The sequence below is a fragment of the Thermococcus sp. 2319x1 genome (genome assembly GCF_001484685.1).
In the GTDB taxonomy this organism is placed as follows: domain Archaea; phylum Methanobacteriota_B; class Thermococci; order Thermococcales; family Thermococcaceae; genus Thermococcus_A.
The window spans coordinates 753,168-769,227 of sequence record NZ_CP012200.1 but is presented as its reverse complement, the minus strand read 5'-3'; the positions used below and the strand labels follow the sequence as shown (position 1 = coordinate 769,227).

Annotated in this window: 17 protein-coding genes and 1 pseudogene; 10 read left to right on the top strand and 8 right to left on the bottom strand. The window is 43.4% G+C overall.

The genetic code is table 11. The annotated features are described in order from the left end of the window. Genes ADU37_RS04315 through ADU37_RS04305 form a run of 3 tightly spaced genes read left to right on the top strand, consistent with a single transcriptional unit; the run spans window position 1 to window position 1,952 of the window. Window positions 1-621 carry an HVO_0476 family zinc finger protein gene (locus ADU37_RS04315; RefSeq protein ID WP_058946456.1) on the top strand — a complete coding sequence of 207 codons (621 nt, stop codon included), beginning with the start codon at window positions 1-3 and terminating at the stop codon, window positions 619-621. Between the two features lie 34 nt (window positions 622-655). After that, window positions 656-1,321, top strand: a complete 666-nt coding sequence (locus ADU37_RS04310; RefSeq protein WP_058946455.1) for a protein-L-isoaspartate(D-aspartate) O-methyltransferase — start codon at window positions 656-658, stop codon at window positions 1,319-1,321. Window position 1,322: 1 nt separating this feature from the next. After that, window positions 1,323-1,952, top strand: a complete 630-nt coding sequence (locus ADU37_RS04305) for an HAD-IB family phosphatase (RefSeq protein WP_058946454.1) — start codon at window positions 1,323-1,325, stop codon at window positions 1,950-1,952. Between the two features lie 86 nt (window positions 1,953-2,038). Here ADU37_RS04305 and ADU37_RS04300 read toward each other — a convergent pair whose 3' ends face one another. Together ADU37_RS04300 and ADU37_RS10925 are read right to left on the bottom strand one after the other, a co-directional pair. Beyond that, the gene (locus ADU37_RS04300) at window positions 2,039-3,154 is read right to left on the bottom strand and encodes an A24 family peptidase C-terminal domain-containing protein (protein ID WP_058946453.1); all 1,116 of its coding nucleotides are present in this window, start codon (window positions 3,152-3,154) and stop codon (window positions 2,039-2,041) included. 9 nt (window positions 3,155-3,163) lie between these two features. Continuing rightward, window positions 3,164-3,328 (bottom strand): class III signal peptide-containing protein, encoded by a 165-nt coding sequence (locus ADU37_RS10925; RefSeq protein ID WP_082663018.1) that lies wholly within the window; start codon window positions 3,326-3,328, stop codon window positions 3,164-3,166. A gap of 95 nt (window positions 3,329-3,423) precedes the next feature. Between ADU37_RS10925 and ADU37_RS04295 the strand changes: the two genes are divergently transcribed. The 3 genes from ADU37_RS04295 (at window position 3,424) to ADU37_RS04285 (ending at window position 5,339) form a co-directional block, all read left to right on the top strand. Continuing rightward, complete coding sequence (locus tag ADU37_RS04295; protein WP_058946452.1) at window positions 3,424-3,765, top strand: ASCH domain-containing protein; 342 nt, start codon at window positions 3,424-3,426, stop codon at window positions 3,763-3,765. Between the two features lies 1 nt (window position 3,766). Then, entirely contained in the window at window positions 3,767-4,336 is a 570-nt protein-coding gene (locus ADU37_RS04290) for an ASCH domain-containing protein (protein ID WP_058946451.1), read from the top strand. 292 nt (window positions 4,337-4,628) lie between these two features. Next, on the top strand, window positions 4,629-5,339 hold the full coding sequence (locus ADU37_RS04285; RefSeq protein ID WP_058946450.1) for a TIGR02253 family HAD-type hydrolase: 711 nt from the start codon (window positions 4,629-4,631) through the stop codon (window positions 5,337-5,339). A gap of 61 nt (window positions 5,340-5,400) precedes the next feature. On the opposite strand, the gene pgsA is transcribed toward ADU37_RS04285, so the two are convergent. Genes pgsA through ADU37_RS04270 form a run of 3 tightly spaced genes read right to left on the bottom strand, consistent with a single transcriptional unit; the run spans window position 5,401 to window position 8,098 of the window. Beyond that, window positions 5,401-5,961: an archaetidylinositol phosphate synthase gene (gene pgsA, locus ADU37_RS04280; RefSeq protein WP_058946449.1), complete on the bottom strand. Its 561-nt coding sequence runs from the start codon at window positions 5,959-5,961 to the stop codon at window positions 5,401-5,403. Then, window positions 5,955-6,491, bottom strand: coding sequence for a tRNA (cytidine(56)-2'-O)-methyltransferase (locus tag ADU37_RS04275; protein ID WP_058946448.1), 537 nt, complete (start codon window positions 6,489-6,491; stop codon window positions 5,955-5,957). The genes pgsA and ADU37_RS04275 overlap by 7 nt, the downstream gene beginning before the upstream one ends. After that, complete coding sequence (locus ADU37_RS04270) at window positions 6,488-8,098, bottom strand: transglutaminase-like domain-containing protein (RefSeq protein WP_058946447.1); 1,611 nt, start codon at window positions 8,096-8,098, stop codon at window positions 6,488-6,490. The genes ADU37_RS04275 and ADU37_RS04270 overlap by 4 nt, the downstream gene beginning before the upstream one ends. Window positions 8,099-8,153: 55 nt before the next feature. Here ADU37_RS04270 and ADU37_RS04265 point away from each other — a divergent pair, with 55 nt between their 5' ends. From ADU37_RS04265 to ADU37_RS04255, 3 genes are all read left to right on the top strand, one after another. Then, window positions 8,154-8,930 carry an S-adenosyl-l-methionine hydroxide adenosyltransferase family protein gene (locus ADU37_RS04265; protein ID WP_058946446.1) on the top strand — a complete coding sequence of 259 codons (777 nt, stop codon included), beginning with the start codon at window positions 8,154-8,156 and terminating at the stop codon, window positions 8,928-8,930. 3 nt (window positions 8,931-8,933) lie between these two features. After that, window positions 8,934-9,494 carry a nicotinamide-nucleotide adenylyltransferase gene (locus ADU37_RS04260; protein ID WP_058946445.1) on the top strand — a complete coding sequence of 187 codons (561 nt, stop codon included), beginning with the start codon at window positions 8,934-8,936 and terminating at the stop codon, window positions 9,492-9,494. Window positions 9,495-10,290: 796 nt separating this feature from the next. Then, on the top strand, window positions 10,291-12,951 hold the full coding sequence (locus tag ADU37_RS04255; protein ID WP_058946444.1) for a valine--tRNA ligase: 2,661 nt from the start codon (window positions 10,291-10,293) through the stop codon (window positions 12,949-12,951). A gap of 96 nt (window positions 12,952-13,047) precedes the next feature. Here the strand turns inward: ADU37_RS04255 and trm10 are convergent, their stop codons facing one another. Then, window positions 13,048-14,178, bottom strand: a complete 1,131-nt coding sequence (trm10, locus tag ADU37_RS04250) for a tRNA (guanine(9)-/adenine(9)-N1)-methyltransferase (RefSeq protein ID WP_058946443.1) — start codon at window positions 14,176-14,178, stop codon at window positions 13,048-13,050. Between the two features lie 131 nt (window positions 14,179-14,309). On the opposite strand from trm10, the pseudogene ADU37_RS04245 reads away from it, so the two are divergent. Then, a pseudogene (locus ADU37_RS04245) lies at window positions 14,310-14,697 on the top strand (DDE-type integrase/transposase/recombinase); the annotation flags it as partial. A 202-nt stretch (window positions 14,698-14,899) separates the two neighbouring features. On the opposite strand, the gene ADU37_RS04240 reads toward ADU37_RS04245, so the two are convergent. Both ADU37_RS04240 and ADU37_RS04235 read right to left on the bottom strand, forming a co-directional pair. Next, on the bottom strand, window positions 14,900-15,232 hold the full coding sequence (locus ADU37_RS04240; RefSeq protein ID WP_238982003.1) for a hypothetical protein: 333 nt from the start codon (window positions 15,230-15,232) through the stop codon (window positions 14,900-14,902). Next, window positions 15,220-16,014, bottom strand: coding sequence for a hypothetical protein (locus ADU37_RS04235; protein WP_058946441.1), 795 nt, complete (start codon window positions 16,012-16,014; stop codon window positions 15,220-15,222). Before ADU37_RS04235 ends, ADU37_RS04240 begins: the two co-directional genes overlap by 13 nt. Between the last annotated feature and the right edge of the window lie 46 nt (window positions 16,015-16,060).

Below are 16,060 nucleotides of genomic sequence, written 5' to 3'. Positions count from 1 at the left end.
ATGGAAGAGTATTTTGTATGCCCTGAATGTGGAAGCGAGGAAGTTGAGGTTATATCAGAGAGGGGGAGAGAAGTAAAGCTAAGATGCAGTGAGTGCGGTCATGTATGGCAGATCACATTAAGCAAGCTCATTAAAATCCCAATAATAGTTAGCAAACATGAAAGAAGCTTCAGGAGATTTGCGGAGCTTCCTGGGGATGAGGAGATAAAAGTAGGAGATATAGTGGAGATTGAGGATGATGAAGTTAGGATTACTGGAATCGAACTGGAAGAGAACAAACGGGTTGAAAAAGCCCTAATAAAGGAGGTTAAGACGCTCTGGGGGGAAAGCCTGAGCTACCCGAAAATAATTGGAGTTTCCATCTATCTTCCCAAAGGAATTACGCAGTCATTTAAGGTCAAAGTTGACAGGGAAGAAGAGTTTGCAGTTGGAGAGGTTCTTGAAGTAGGAGGCTATACCTTCAAGATAGACAAAATAAAAACGGAAAATAAAATGCTAATTCATGGAAAAGCTAAAGCGGACAAAATTGTTAGAATTATGGGAAGGCCAGTAAGGGCAAGGGCAAGCAAAAGCCTTGAGATTTATAGAGGGTACGAAGGGGAACAACCCCCACAAACTTAAAATTTTCCTTTTGCAATTTTTACACGTGAAGGACATGGAAGAGGACGAGCTGTATAGAAAGTGGATGAGACTTGTTGAGAACCTTGAAGGAGAAGGAATAATCAAGAGTGAAAGGGTAAAGAGGGCTTTTCTTCGAGTGCCGAGATATAAATTCGTTCCTGAGAGGTATAGGGCATATGCTCACGTTGATGAGCCCCTTCCAATTCCCGCAGGTCAAACAATAAGTGCTCCCCACATGGTCGCTATAATGCTGGAGCTTGCCGAGCTGGAGGAGGGAATGAACGTCCTTGAAGTGGGAACTGGGAGTGGATGGAATGCCGCTTTGATCTATGAGCTCGTTAAACGGGATGTCTATACAATAGAGAGAATTCCAGAGCTTGCAGAGTTCGCCAGAAGAAATCTTGAGAGAGCGGGCTACAAGGATAAGGTGCACGTAATCGTTGGAGATGGAACGAAGGGGTTTCCACCAAAAGCCCCCTATGACAGAATAATCGTTACCGCAGGAGCTCCCAGAGTTCCCGAACCTCTGATAGAACAGCTCAAAGTAGGGGGTAAGATTTTAATCCCCGTGGGAAGTTACCACCTGTGGCAGGAGCTCCTTGAGGTCATAAAGATAAGTGAAGACAACAGGGTGAAGATAAAAAACCATGGTGGCGTGGCATTCGTGCCTCTAATCGGAGAATATGGATGGAGGGAATGAGATGTACCTCATAGCGTTTGATTTAGAAGGAACCTTAGTAAAATCCAAATCAAGCTGGGTTGAGCTTCATAAGAGATTTGGTACGTGGGATAAGGGAAAGGAATACGCTGAGAGATTTTTTGCCGGGGAATTTGACTATGCAACATGGGCAAAGTTGGATGCTTCCCTCTGGAGAGGAAGGACGAAAAAAGAGGTCATGGAATGGGTAAATTCAGTTGAGTATTTTGAAGGTGTGGAAGAGCTTTTTAAATTCTTAAGAGAGAGGAACTTTAAAATTGCAATAATCAGCGGCGGCCTTAAATGCCTCGCTGAGAGGGTAGGAAAGGAACTTAAGGCTGATTTTGTGTATGCAAACGAACTCCTCTTTGATGAAGAGGGAAGAATAACGGGAGAAGTTCTTCCCTGGGTGGACTTCAGAAACAAGGGGGATATATTGCTCGAGCTTAAAGAAAAGCTCAGGCCAAAGCTGACCATAGCCGTAGGTGATGGGCACAACGACATAGCCATGTTCAAAGTTGCGGACCTGAGCATAGCCATCAATCCCCATGAGGAAGTTGAAGGGGATTACCTTGCGAGAAACCTATATGAAGTAAAGGAGATCATTGAGAAAATTCTAAAAGAAAAAGGGTAGGTCAGAGAAGGGCGTGTTCATCACAATCAGCAAAGCAAAAGCTCATCATCCCTTTTCATATTGAACTCTGCAGGGTTTTTAAAAGTTTAAAGCCCTGAGCTTTTTAGCACGAGCCACCAGAATAAGTCGCCGTAAAACACCGATATTAAGAAGCCCAAAAATAAGGCCGGTGCAAAGGGCATCGCATTTCTAACTATGAACCCATCTTCCAGCTTTCCTTCGTTCACAAGAGCTTTGAGGGTTTCTATGTCCTCTTTTCTGAGCCCTTCAGCCGTTGGTGAGGCGATTAGTTTGTCGTATTCAACCCTCAGCGCGTTTGGGTTAAGGGTTTTCAAAGCCCTAATAACCTTGTCAAAAGAACCTTCCCTGTCTCTATAGATTTTGCCGTCCTTTTCATATATCCACTCGCCGAGGATGTCCCATTCCTTAAGCTCATTAGCAGAAACTTTTTTTGTCAATACCTCCTCCCTTAAAACCTTTACAAGGGAAAAGAACACCTTAAAGGTATAAAATGTTGCGGCAAGTTTCAAATAGCTGTAGATGATTTCCGGCGTTTTAAATGCGCCATAAGCAAAAAGCATTAACCCAACGACATCTCCAACCTTTTGCAGTTTTGCCAAGATAACTATCGCTATTGCCCATATTAAAACCCCCAATTGAGAAGGAATAGCTTTCCCGACAATTCTGAGAATCACAAAAGCCGCGGATATCCAGAGGGCAAGCTCAAAGGGCTTGGGCCATTTATCGACGAAAATCTCCTTTAATCGAGCGGTTTTTCTTCTTATCACTAACACCGCGAGGGAATAAAAGAAAATGAAGGGGAACACAGCAAGTACGCTGTTAAACAAGAGGGTCATGCCGTGAAGGGGATATCTTACCGCATACGGGGGAACTATCTTCGCATAGCTTGAGGCATACGGAAAGAGAGCCGAGTAACCCATTAAGATAACAACGTCCCCACTCGCCCAGCCGCCCATGAGATAGAGCAGATAACCCAACAAAAATCCGATGGCGAGCCCTATTAATCCGGAGAATGCGTAGAAAACATCATGCTTTACGGCAATCCCATAGTAGAGATGATAAAGAACCCCAATTCCGGCAATCGGAAACACGTGCTTGTCGTCTATAAACCCGGTTTTTATATCAGTGCAAGAGGTTAGAATACCCATTATAACCCCAAGACCTACTAAAAAGAGCTCCATTGAATCACCTCACAGAGTCTCGAGAATCTTGTTCTTCAAGGTGTCGATGTATTCAGTTACCGATGAATTCAATGCCTGAACACTTGTGAAAACAACTCTTATGGTTACCATAACCAGTATCAGAACGGCAGCGAGTATGAACAAGTACTCGAGTGCACTTTGAGCCCTTCGCATTTTATCACACCAAGTATACTTAGCCCTCAAATGATTTAAACCTTTTCGTTTTGTGCAATCTTTTTAAGGCATCTGCTCCACTAACTAAGGGAGCAATGAGAGTGCACAAACTATACGTTAGGGATGAATATCTTGAGATGATAAAAAGCGGAGAAAAGAAAATAGAGGTTAGAGTGGCCTATCCACAGCTGAAGGGGATCAAGCCCAAGGATAAAATACTGTTCAACAACGAAGTTCCCGCCGAAGTTATCTCAGTCAAAAAATATGAGACTTTTAAGCAGGTTTTGAGGGAGGAGCCCATAGAAAAGATTTTTCCAGATAAGCCCAGCTTTGAACAGGCTGTGAAAAGATTCCACAACATGTACCCGAAATGGAAGGAGAACCGCTATGGGGTAATTGCCATAAAGTTCCGCCTCCTAAAGCCGGGGAGGGAATAAAATGCGGAATCTGAAGTTCGATGGAAAATACAGGGATCTGCTCCTTAGCGGGAAAAAAAGTGCCACTATAAGGATGGGCAAAGTTAACCTAAAACCGGGAGATGAAGTTCTTATCCATGCAGGAGGCTATGTTATTGGAAAGGCCAAGATAAAAAGAGTTGAGAGGAAGAAAGTTTCTGAGCTTACTGATGAAGACGCTGTTAAGGACGGATTTAGGAACAAAGAAGAGCTTTTGGAAGCCCTTAAAGAACACTACAAAAACGTAAACTCTAACACGGAGGTAACTGTAATTGAATTTGAATTTACAAAGCTGCTGGATAAGCCCATATTATCGGCAGATTTTCCATATGAGGGCAACAACCCAATCGAGATAGCAGAGCTCGCATTGAAGCACCTAAAAGATTTAAGTTTTGAGGAGGTTGCACTGTTAAAGCTTTTTTTGCAGTCAGGCAGTCTTAGAAAGGCAGCTTACCAGCTTGGGGGTCTCAACAAGAGGTACAAAATTAGAGAAGTCCTAAGGAAAGCCTATGAAGAGCTTAAGAAAATGGGCATCATGGAGCCGAAATGGTAAGGCTTTTGCTTAAATCCGAGAGATCCTGTTTCTCGCTGAGTATTTGACTGGATACACCTTAAACTTCTCGCTTCCGATTAGGTGATGGAGCTCCCGCTTGACCTTGCGACCATCTTAGCTTACCCTATAAATACATTTTCCAAAATTTTATGTTTAAATGGCAAAGTCAGGCAATAATAACTTCAGTATATTGTCTTTTCTCCAATCATATTTCACACTTATTAGATATTTAATCCGCCCACAATAAAGGATTTTTAAGACGAGGGACCATTTTGGTATTGGTGATAAGCAAATGATAAAGGCAGTATTTTTTGATTTCGTTGGTACTCTGCTCAGCAAGGAGTACGAGGATGTTACCCATCAGAATATAATAAAAGAGGTTTTGAGGGAAGCTAAGGCAGAGAACGTTGACCCAATGGAGGTATGGAAAGAATACGAGGCTCTTACAAGCGAAAAATTTAGGGAATTTGCTGGAAAGCCCTACAAACCAATTAGGTTGCTTGAGGAAGAAATTATGCAGGAGCTTGCTAAGAGACACAATTTTGAGCTTTCCCCCAAGTTCTGGGAAATTCACCTTAAAATGCATCAAAAGTATGGAAAGCTCTACGATGAGGCCATTGAAACCCTCAAAACCTTAAGGGCCAATGGGTATCACATAGGACTCATCACGGATTCTGACAATGAATATCTCAAAGCCCAACTCGAAGCCTTGGGTATTTTAGAGCTCTTTGACAGCATAACAACGAGTGAGGAGGCAGGTTTTTACAAACCCCATCCACGGATATTTGAGTTAGCTCTGGAAAAGGCAAACGTTAAAGGGGAAGAGGCAATATACGTTGGGGACAACCCGATTAAGGACTGTGTTGGTGCCAGGCAGGTTGACATGGTTAGTGTTCTGCTTGATAAGATGGGAAACAAAAAAGAGCTGTGGAAAGAGTGCGAATTTGTTATAAGCGACCTTAGAGAGATAGTGGTAATAATTGAAGAGCTAAACGGTCAGTAACGGCAGGGTTCTTCATACCTCCGCTAGCGAAATTTTCATCATCCCGTTTTAGCTTTTCATCTCAACTTAATCTTTTCTTCGCTTCCCACAATCTTTGGAATGCAGTTATCCATGCTAAAACTGCAACGGCATAAACACCAATATCGACCCTGTTGAAAAGGGCCGTCACAATTATTATGAGGAGCCTCTCTGCCCTCTCAGCTATTCCAATCGCGAGGGTATCACTTCCAGCAAGTTCCGCCCTGCATCTCTCGTAACTAACCAGATAAGAGCCCATAAGTGCAATAACCGCAATCTCCCATTTTACCAGCCCCCCATATGCAACTCCAAACAGTACCGCCCCGTCACTTATCCTATCGAAGGTTGAGTCCAAAAATGCCCCAAACCTCGAGGTTTTTTCCGTAAGCCTTGCCAAAGTTCCGTCAAGGGCATCTACAAGTGATCCAAAGAGCAGTACCAATGCGGCAATCCTCTGAGAGCCTTGGGCAAAGAAATACGCCCCCAAAAGAGATATCAACAGTCCAACAAATGTAAGCTGATTTGGGGGAATGCCTGCCTTAGCTAAAGGCTTTGTTATAGCTTCTAGGTATCCCTTAACGTTTGAGCGGTATTTATTCAGCATTTCCTCTCCTCCAGAGATATTACCCTCTTCCCTTTTTCTTGCGGGATTATCTTAACCTTTGCATTTTTGAATTCTTTTTTGAGTCCTTTTCCCTCAAGAAGTCTATCGAGAAACACTGCCAACGCTGCAACTTCGCTGTGTGGCTGATTTCCAACGGCCACGTTGTAGTGGGCAATTTCATAAACTTCTCCCGGAACTTTCTCGGCACCAACAACAATCAAGATGTCTTCCTTCTTTGCCACTTCCCTTATCTTTGGGATAGCTTCATCAATGTGTATTCCATACATGGTTAAATGAACTATCTTTCCTCTCCACTCTCTTAAAACCTGCCTCCAGTGTGGGTTGAATTCAATCTCAAACGGTCCTCCCCAGCGTTTTACAACGTCTGTAACGCTTTCATACACATGTTCATCCTTTTCGGCTGCGATTATGATTTTATCCGCTCCAAAAGCCCTCGCAGTTAGGGCTACATGGGTTGTGATTCTTTTATCCCTTTCCGGCCTGTGTCCTAATCTAAGCACCACTATCATTTGTACACCTCCATCAAGATATCCCAGTATTTTCTAAAGTTTTCTGGCCATGGTTTATCTTTATAGAACTTGTATAGTGCATCAACGTTTTTTGCAAGATTCTTTGGATCAGCCTTCTGAAAGACAAGGTTTAGCTCTCTTTCAGGAGCAGATGCAAAGAGGAAAAGGGTGAATATACGCTCGTTTTGATTCATGTTGATCAGCACCACCGATAATTTTGGCTTTACCGTGGGGTTAAGTCTTTCAGAGACGACCTTCTTTAAGGAGTCTTCTATATTGGCCAGATAATCAGGGCTTACATCCACGTGTTCGTGCTTTTTTTCTTCTTCCGGTGCTTGAGCTACAAGATTGTAGACCCCATCCGTTACCATCTGATAGATTTTGGGGAAATAGGGGGTTGCTATGTATTCTTCTCTCGAGCCAAAGAATTCTCTCTTGAAGTCTACAACGTACCATTTCCCCGCTGAATAAAACTCTGAAATTGCATTATCCGTGCAGTCTTCCCCGTTATAGAGTGTTACAACCCTAACTGGAATATTCAAAGATCTTAAAATCCCTGTGAAAAGAAGTGTACCCTCTTCGTAGCTTATCTTATTCTGGGGGAGTATATTAGAGGGGTTTGTGGTCGTTGTGATGTCACCAAAGTTGTACCTGCTTTTAATCATGTCATAAACCACCTTCGCAGCTTCAACCTCCGAGGTGGCGTTTTTCACAAGTGAAAGAGATTCGTTTTTTAATAGTTCTCGGTCCACCTTAGATGTAGAATTGAATTTTTCTTTCCAAAATCCATCAACGAGATAAGGTAGCTCTATCCAGTAGTACTCCTCACTATACGCGAGTCTTAAAGTGTCGTCATCATGGTTCCACGGTCTCCAAAGAGTCTTGATGAATCTGTTTTTAAACTCCCTCTTTTCCTCTCCATTTTCAGAATAGATTACGGAGAGGGTTATATATCCCTCTTCTGGCATGTAGGGGGCTTTGATAACATAAATCAGCCCATGTTCTTCTCCAGGAAGAATATTCACTGGAACCGCTGGCTCTCTGACGATTTCCATGCCCTCTAATAAATTCAGTGAGATTTCCTTAACTGTTATGGGGGCGTTGCCCGTATTTTTCAGTGTTATCTCAACTCTAAATTCACTACCTCCTTCCACTTCCTCCGGAGAAGCAACGTCTACACTCAACATCCCAAATAAAGGTATTTCACTTTCTTTTTCTACGACGTTTATTATCAATTCTTTATAGAACCCACCCCATGTTCTTTGAAGTTCATCCACTATCTCCACGGATGCTTTGAGCATATATCTACCGGGAGTTGAGGGGGCCCGGAGTATCCATATCAGCTCCGCCGTTTTACCTACTTTGAGAGGTGCTTGCAAAGAAGGAGCTTGAAGTATCCTAAAGTCCGGGTTGTTGAGATACAGGTTAACCCCGGTTATCGCGACTTTTCCAGTGTTGTTGACCTTAACTATTATATGAAAAATATCCCCCTCCTCAACGGCGCTTTTGTCTGTATTAATCTCAACTTTTGCCGGTTCCTTAACTAAGCATCCAGAAGAAAAAATCAGAAGGATGAGCGCGATTGGAATAAATTTTAAATACCTCATGCTTTCCCCCAAAGTTCTTTTAAAGATAAACCTTAATAATTTTTAGGTGGTACCAGTGATAACTCTAACTACGGATTTTGGCATCAAAGGACCCTATGTGGGAGAGATGAAAGGTGCCATTTTGACAATAAATCCGGAAGCAAAAATAGTTGACATTACCCACTCGATAACACGGCACAGTATTGTTGAGGGTTCTTTTGTTATGGAGCAGGTTGTAAAATATTTCCCCCCAAATACCATCCATGTGGGAGTTATTGATCCTGGAGTTGGCACCGAGAGGAGAGCAATCATAATAGAAGGCACCCAATTTTTAGTGCTCCCTGACAACGGCTTAGCAACGCTTCCCCTTAAGTGGATACAACCAAAAGCCGCATATGAAATAGACCTCAAGAAAATGGAAAAGATTATCGGAAGAAAAATAAGCTCAACTTTCCACGGAAGGGATGTTTTTGGCCCTGCGGGGGCCCTGCTCAGTCTTGGGTATGAGCCCTCAAGGTTTGGGAAGGAAATTGACATAGAAAGTATAATCAAGCTTGATCTAAGGCCCAAAAAGCGAGAAGATTACTGGCTTTTGAAGGTTATCTATATCGATGACTTTGGAAACGTCATTCTAAACCTCGAGAACTATGAACGACCGAAGTACGTCGAGATTCTGGGAAGAAAAATTCCTTATTTGGACACCTATGGCAAGGTAAAACCCGGAGAATTGCTCTCTCTTCCAGGGAGTCATGATTATCTTGAGATAGCGGTTAACCAAGGTTCAGCTGCAGAGCTTTTGGGACTGAAAGTTGGGGATGAAGTGGAGGTAAAACTAATCTATGGGGAGGGATAGAGAATGAGGGGTCTCTTTGTTGGTAGATTCCAGCCCGTACACAATGGACATTTAAAAGCCCTCGAATACGTTTTTTCGCAGGTTGATGAGGTTATAATTGGTATTGGGAGTGCTCAGGTTAGCCATACTTTGAAAAACCCATTTACAACAAGCGAAAGAATGGAGATGCTTATAAGGGCTTTAGATGAAAAAGGAATTCCGAGAGGAAAATACTTCCTCGTTGCTTTGCCGGATATAAACTTCAACTCCATTTGGGCTCCGTATGTGGAAGCGATGGTGCCGAAGTTTGACATAGTCTTTACTGGCAATTCCCTTGTCGCACAGCTTTTCAGAGAGAGGGGTTATAAAGTAGTAGTCCAGCCGATGTTTAGGAAGGATATACTTTCTGCTACAGAAATAAGGAGGAGAATGATTGAAGGCGAGCCGTGGGAGGAGCTCGTTCCCAAGAGCGTGGCAGAATACATCAAGGAGATCAAAGGGGTTGAGAGGATAAGAATGCTTGCCACGGATCTTGAAAAGAATGAAAAGGAGCTCCAGGCGCCGATAAGGATTCCGGAATTTTGAACTTTATCCCGCTCTACATCGACAGAAACCTCGCGACCGGCCTTCACGTCGGTAGTCAAAAGAAAAAGAGGAGTACAAAAACAAGTATATGGCCGGAACGTTCTCAAGTAAATGAGAGCAACGAGTGCAGTCTGGCGAGCCCAAGCAGGGAATCCCAGCATGCGAAGGGAATATGCCCCACTTCAGGCAATTTAACAGGATAATAATGCACTGATCCTTTTCCCCAGTTCCTATTGGATCGTTAAGCATTTAGTGTTGTGTGGATTTCCAGCAGAAAATCCGTATCATAAAACCCAAAATCCATCCGATAGTCTTTGGCACCGGTCAGGAAAGTTTTAGGGTTGCCAGACGAAAAGCCGGGAGAAGGTCTAAGAGTTGATTTCCTCTAAAGTAACCTGAGAATAAAATTCGAAAATGAATTTGATGCCATTATAATGTTCTTCTCCAGCATTATGTACTTTGGTGAGGGACTATAAAGAGACCTTTCAATAACATTGCTGAAGCCCTCCGACCCGGCGGAGTTTTCGTTGCAGATTTTCCGCACTGGTTCTATAGAGGGAACTTGCCCCAAATGACAGAAGATACTGGCTTGTGAAGCCAAGTAAACTTTTTAAACTCCAAATTTATTTTATTTCCTGGTGGTGCACATCGTCAATCGCCATACCGATTGCTGAATTTATTGAAAAACGATTCTCCCTTTTCTGGTTAGTGGACTTTCTCTCATCACCGCCGGAAGGATTAACCTTTTTAAGGCACGCTTTTGATAGGTTAAACATCCTCAAAAGAGGTGATAGAAATGCTTCCGAAGACCTACGATCCAAATGAGATAGAGCCAAAGTGGCAGAAATTCTGGCTTGAGGAGAAAATCTACAAATACGAGCTCGATGAGAAGAGACCGGCTTATTCCATAGATACCCCTCCACCGTTCACAAGCGGTACTCTGCACTTGGGCCACGTTCTGAGCCATACGTGGATTGATATCGTGGCAAGGTACAAGAGAATGGGGGGCTATAATGTGCTTTTCCCACAGGGCTTTGATAACCATGGCCTTCCAACGGAGCTTAAAGTGGAAAAAGAGTTTGGAATAAGCAAGGATCAGCCAGAAGAATTCCTCAAGAAGTGTATAGAGTGGACCTGGCAGGCCATTGAGGCCATGAGGAACCAGTTCATTCGTATAGGCTACTCCGCAGATTGGGATTTGGAGTACCACACGATGGACGATGACTACAAAGCCTTGGTGCAGAAATCCCTCCTCGAGTTTTACAAGAAGGGTCTCCTTTACCAGGACAAGCACCCTGTTTACTGGTGCCCGAGGTGTAGAACTAGTTTGGCAAAGGCGGAGGTAGGCTACGTGGAGGAGGACGGCTATCTCTACTACATCAAGCTTCCTATCGCTGGAGAGGACGATTACATACCAATAGCCACCACAAGACCAGAACTCATGCCCGCTTGTGTAGCAGTATTTGTGCATCCCGAGGATGAGCGCTATAAGGGTAAGGTTGGAAAGAAGGTAAAGCTTCCGATATTTGAGAGAGAGGTCCCCATATTAGCGGATGAAGACGTGGATCCAAACTTCGGCACTGGAGCAGTTTACAACTGTACTTACGGTGATGAGCAGGACGTAGTGTGGCAGAAGCGCTATAATCTACCCGTGATTATAGCTATTGATGAAAACGGTAGAATGAACGAGAACGCTGGCAAATACAAGGGATTAACGGCTGAAGAAGCCAGGGAAGCAATAGCAAGAGACCTTGAAGAAATGGGTCTTCTCTATAAGAAAGAAAAAGTACATCACCGTGTATTGAGGCACACGGAAAGAAGCTCATGTATGGCACCAATCGAGCTGTTACCAAAGAAGCAGTGGTTCATCAAGGTGAAGGACTTCACGGATGAGATAGTTAAAGTGGCAGAGCAGATTAAGTGGTATCCCGAAGATATGTTCCTAAGGCTCAAGGACTGGGCAGAGAGCATGGACTGGGACTGGGTAATAAGCAGGCAAAGAGTTTTTGGAACTCCAATCCCCTTCTGGGTCTGTAAAGATTGCGGTGAGATAATTCCCGCAAGAGAAGAAGACCTCCCGGTCGACCCGAGATTTGACAAGCCCCCTGTAGAGAAGTGTCCAAAGTGTGGAAGCACGAACATAGAGGGCGTAAAAGATGTTCTCGACTGCTGGGTAGATTCGAGCATAACCCCCTTGGTCATAAGCAAGTGGCAAAAGAATGAAAGGTGGTTCAAGCACAACTTCCCGACTTCACTGAGACCACAGGGAACTGACATTATAAGGACATGGGCGTTCTACACCATCTTCAGAACTTATATGCTCACCGGGCAGAAACCTTGGCACGACATCCTTATCAACGGTATGGTGGCCGGGCCGGATGGAAGGAAGATGAGCAAGAGCTATGGTAACGTTGTCTCGCCGGAGGAAGTGATTCCAAAGTACGGGGCAGATGCCTTAAGGTTATGGACAGCTCTGGCACCTCCGGGGGAGGACCACCCCTTCAAGTGGGAGATCGTTGATTACAACTACCGCTTCCTCCAGAAGCTGTGGAACATCTTCCGCTTTGCAGAGAGGCACATCAAGGGCTTTGACTATGAGAAATACAAGGATTCTGAGCTCGAACCTCTCGACAGATGGATACTCTCAAGACTGCACAGACTGATAAAGTTCGCAACGGAGGAGCTTGAAAAGTACCGCTTCAACCTTCTCACAAGGGAGCTTATGACCTTTGTATGGCACGAGGTTGCAGATGATTATATCGAGATGATAAAGCACCGCCTCTATGGAGAAAACGAGGAGAGCAAGCTCAAGGCTAAAACTGCTTTATATGAGCTCCTATACAACATAACTCTCTTACTTGCGCCTTTCGCTCCGCACATAACTGAGGAGCTTTATCAAGAAATGTTCAGGGATAAAGTTGGAGCCAAAAGCGTGCATCTCCTCAGCTGGCCCGCTTATAGGGAGGACAGAATAGACGAAGAGGCAGAAAGGCTTGGAAAGCTGGTAAGCGAAATAATTGGAGCAATGAGAAGGTACAAGAACTCCCACGGCTTAGCTTTGAACGCCAAGCTCAAGCACGTGGCAATCTATGCTATAGACAGCTACGAGATGCTGAAAGCCCTTGAAAAGGACATTGCTGGTACGATGAACATTGAAAAGCTCGAAATAATCAGGGGTGAGCCGGAGCTTGAGGAGAGGATTACAGAAATCAAGCCAAACTTCAAGACGGTTGGACCAAAGTATGGAAAGCTCGTGCCAAAGATAGCTGCTTACCTCAAAGAGAATGCAGAAGAAGTCTCAAGAGTACTTAAGGAACAAGGAAGGGTCGAGTTCGAAGTGGACGGGCAAAAGGTTGAGCTTAACAAGGAGGACGTTGTCATTAGAAAGGCAGTGTTCAGCGAAGGTGAGGAGGTAGAGACGGCGGTAGTTGGGGATGCTGTCATCCTCTTCTTCTGACACTTTTTACTTTTAGTGCCTTTTGAAATTGTGGTACCGTAAGTTACTTATGGGGAAGTAAGTTATACGGGTTTTGGAGATAAAAACAAAAACAGCTCAGCAGTTATAGCACAGCATCATGGCCTTTTTCAGGAGAATAACTCTGTAGAGCTTGCCGTTGATTAGCTTGGGCGTTGAAATCTTGTTGAGGTGCTGGATTCTCTTCCTTTCAAGGGCTACAAAGTTGAGCTCCCTCAGAACTTGGACAAAATCTTCCCACCTTATGTTGAGCCACTTTGAGTACTCATCAAAGAGCTCTTTTTCAACAACCAGAAACTTCTTTCCGTCTATTAAAAACCTTTTCTTGTGCTTTGGAAGCTCCTTCCTCAGCCTCCACTTTGCGTGGAGAGGTGATTGCACTTCTAAAACTGCATCATCCATGGGTTTGCCCTCCAAAACCATCTTGAGCAGAATCTCAAGGATGAGGTTTATCCTGTCTGGAACGCCGATTATGTCTCCTCTTAGCGAGATTTTTCTCCTCAGAACTTTTATGCCTCTCTTTTCTATCTCCTCCGCTATTTTTGGGGTGGTTTTCTTCTTCGTTCCGCCGGTATCGACGATTCCGCCGATTATGAATGCACCCGATGAGAAGTCCTCCTCGCTCAGGTCTTTCTCGGCCCATGGATCGAGAAGTACAACCTTTTCTATTCCCTCTTCGTTGAGGAACTCCCACGTTGGCCCCTCGTAAGCAGTTACCTTATCCAAAGGAAAGTTTGCCATGCCTTTGAACTCTTCGTTGACCCACGTAAGAGCCAAGCGTTCACCCCAGAGGTAATCCCTAATAACCCCGTAGCTTTGGGACGCCTGAAGGGCCACCTTCTTCTTCTCCTTTTCCGTGTGTTTTTCCCAGTGCATGAGGTCTATTATGAAATAAGGGTAGCTAAGCTGGGAAAGCTTTTCCTTGAGGTCTTTACCGGTAATCACGATTTCAAACTTTCCGAGGTGAGAGGAGTTCAGAGGGATGTAAGCAAAAAGCGCCCCTTTAGTTGGCTTTCCTTCCAAGTCCCACGCTATTGTCGTGGGTTCTTTTACCTTTACAATTGCCCCCTTTTCTTCAAGAAGGGCTAGGGCAATTTCCTGGAGAGGTTTTTCTGAAGACCTTTTGGGAACTCTTCTAGAGAGGCTCCCGACTTTATCTATGCCCTTCTCCCTTAGAAGTTCCTTGAAAACGTCACTGAGCTTTTTCATGGTCATCGTTCTGAGCTGGGAAGAGAGTTTTTAAGGCTTTCTCTCGAAAAATTGGATACTGTTAGGATAATAAGCAGTGGGGGTCTCAGGTTTAAGTTCCTGTTCTTACTTCAGAAAGAAAAGGGAGAGAAATGAGGGCTGAAACCATTATTTACTGGATAGTTTCAACCTTAAAACCTTTTCGCCGAAACAAAATTCCACCAGAAAAGAAAATGAGGGGAGTAGAATTATACTTGCGAGGCCTCGGTTACCTGCAAACCGCCAGGATCCTCAGAATTAGTCACGTAACAGTCTGGGAGGCAGTTCAAAAAATAGCGGAAACAGTTTACAAGCCAAAACTCCTCGCAGTCAAAAAACAGCGGAACTTCATCGCAGTTGATGAAACAGTAATAAAAATCAACGGGAGGAAGATTCCTCTGGGCGGCTATTGACGTTGAGAGCAAGGAAGTTTTGGCAGTCTGGATTACAACTGTTAGAAACTGGTGGGTTGCCAGAAATTTTATTCTGGTTGTAAAGAAACCGTGACCGAAACTACAACCAAAACTATAAGAGAAACAACAACTAAGACAGTGACAAAAACTATGACCAAGTATTGCACCTATTGAAAAACTTGAACAGCTTATATAAGAGTTGAATCAAAGCTTAACTTTTGTCTCTCAATATTAAGCTCTCAAAACAATGACGCTTTGAAAGGAAGAAAAATAAGTTTGAGGTCTTGAAGTCACGAATTTTGGGAATACACCATGACAAACTTAACACCCCCAAATAGGGGTGTTATTAGGAAAAGAGCTGCATTTTTAAGCTGGGCATTCAGGAGGTAGTAAAATTCAATTCCGAGAGACAGTAAAAGCAACAGCAAAAACATTCCATAAATTACTACCTTCTTAACACCGTAAAGATGCAGACCAAAGACGAGAAACACTGAAAAGAAGATTGGATTAATCGGGTTTGGTGGATAAAATCCGGAATGAAGCAGAGTTGCCATTATCCCTGCTGTTCCAGTAAAAATATAGAGAAGAGCGAGTATTTTTCTGTTCATTTTTAGTCCCACCATTCGTAGTATTCGCAGGTATATGTTACAGATTCACAACAAGATGCTACCGCAGACCCTAGACCAATAGAAATTAAACAAAGAACACATCCTGCACATGTTAACTTAGTTGGATCAATTATACATGTAGCACAGTCTATTGAACAGCTTGTTGCTCCTGTAGCTAGTGCAGCAACGCATACCCAGTTATAATCCGTACAATGCCGACAGCTACACTGTCCAAAATACAGCCCTTGGGAAGACAAGTCAGGACAATCACTGTCAGTGTGACACGATATATCAGTACATACCGGAGACCAACCATCCATTGGTTCTACATTCCCATCCTTGCTTTTCTTTAATGTGGTAGCCAGTATGAATACTCCTTGATACGTTGTTCTCTCGAATTGAATTCTTGCTCCCACAGTCTTGATGTCTTTTACATAAATCATAAATTTGTTGTCTTCTAAAGGTATTAGGATAGCTGTTCTTTGTACTAGCCCATCATTAGTATATAATAGAGAAGCTTTAACACGTGCTTTTGAAAAATCAGTATTTTTGAGTTTTTCTTTTAATATTGAATTTTTCTCAGCTGTTCTTAAAATATCCCTTAAAGCAACTTCCTTTGCAACTCCAACTAAGTCGTCTACAATTACAGCTTTTCCCGTGGGAATTTGTCCACATGTTTTTGATTGTTCATGGACTTGAACTGTTAATTGAGGGGGGTTAGGAGTTGCCGTAGCAAAGGTACTTACTAAAAATACAACCAACATCATGCTAAATATTTTTTTCCATACTTCTTGCATAATATACACCCCCCATATATCATTTATATAAATTGCACTTCGTATA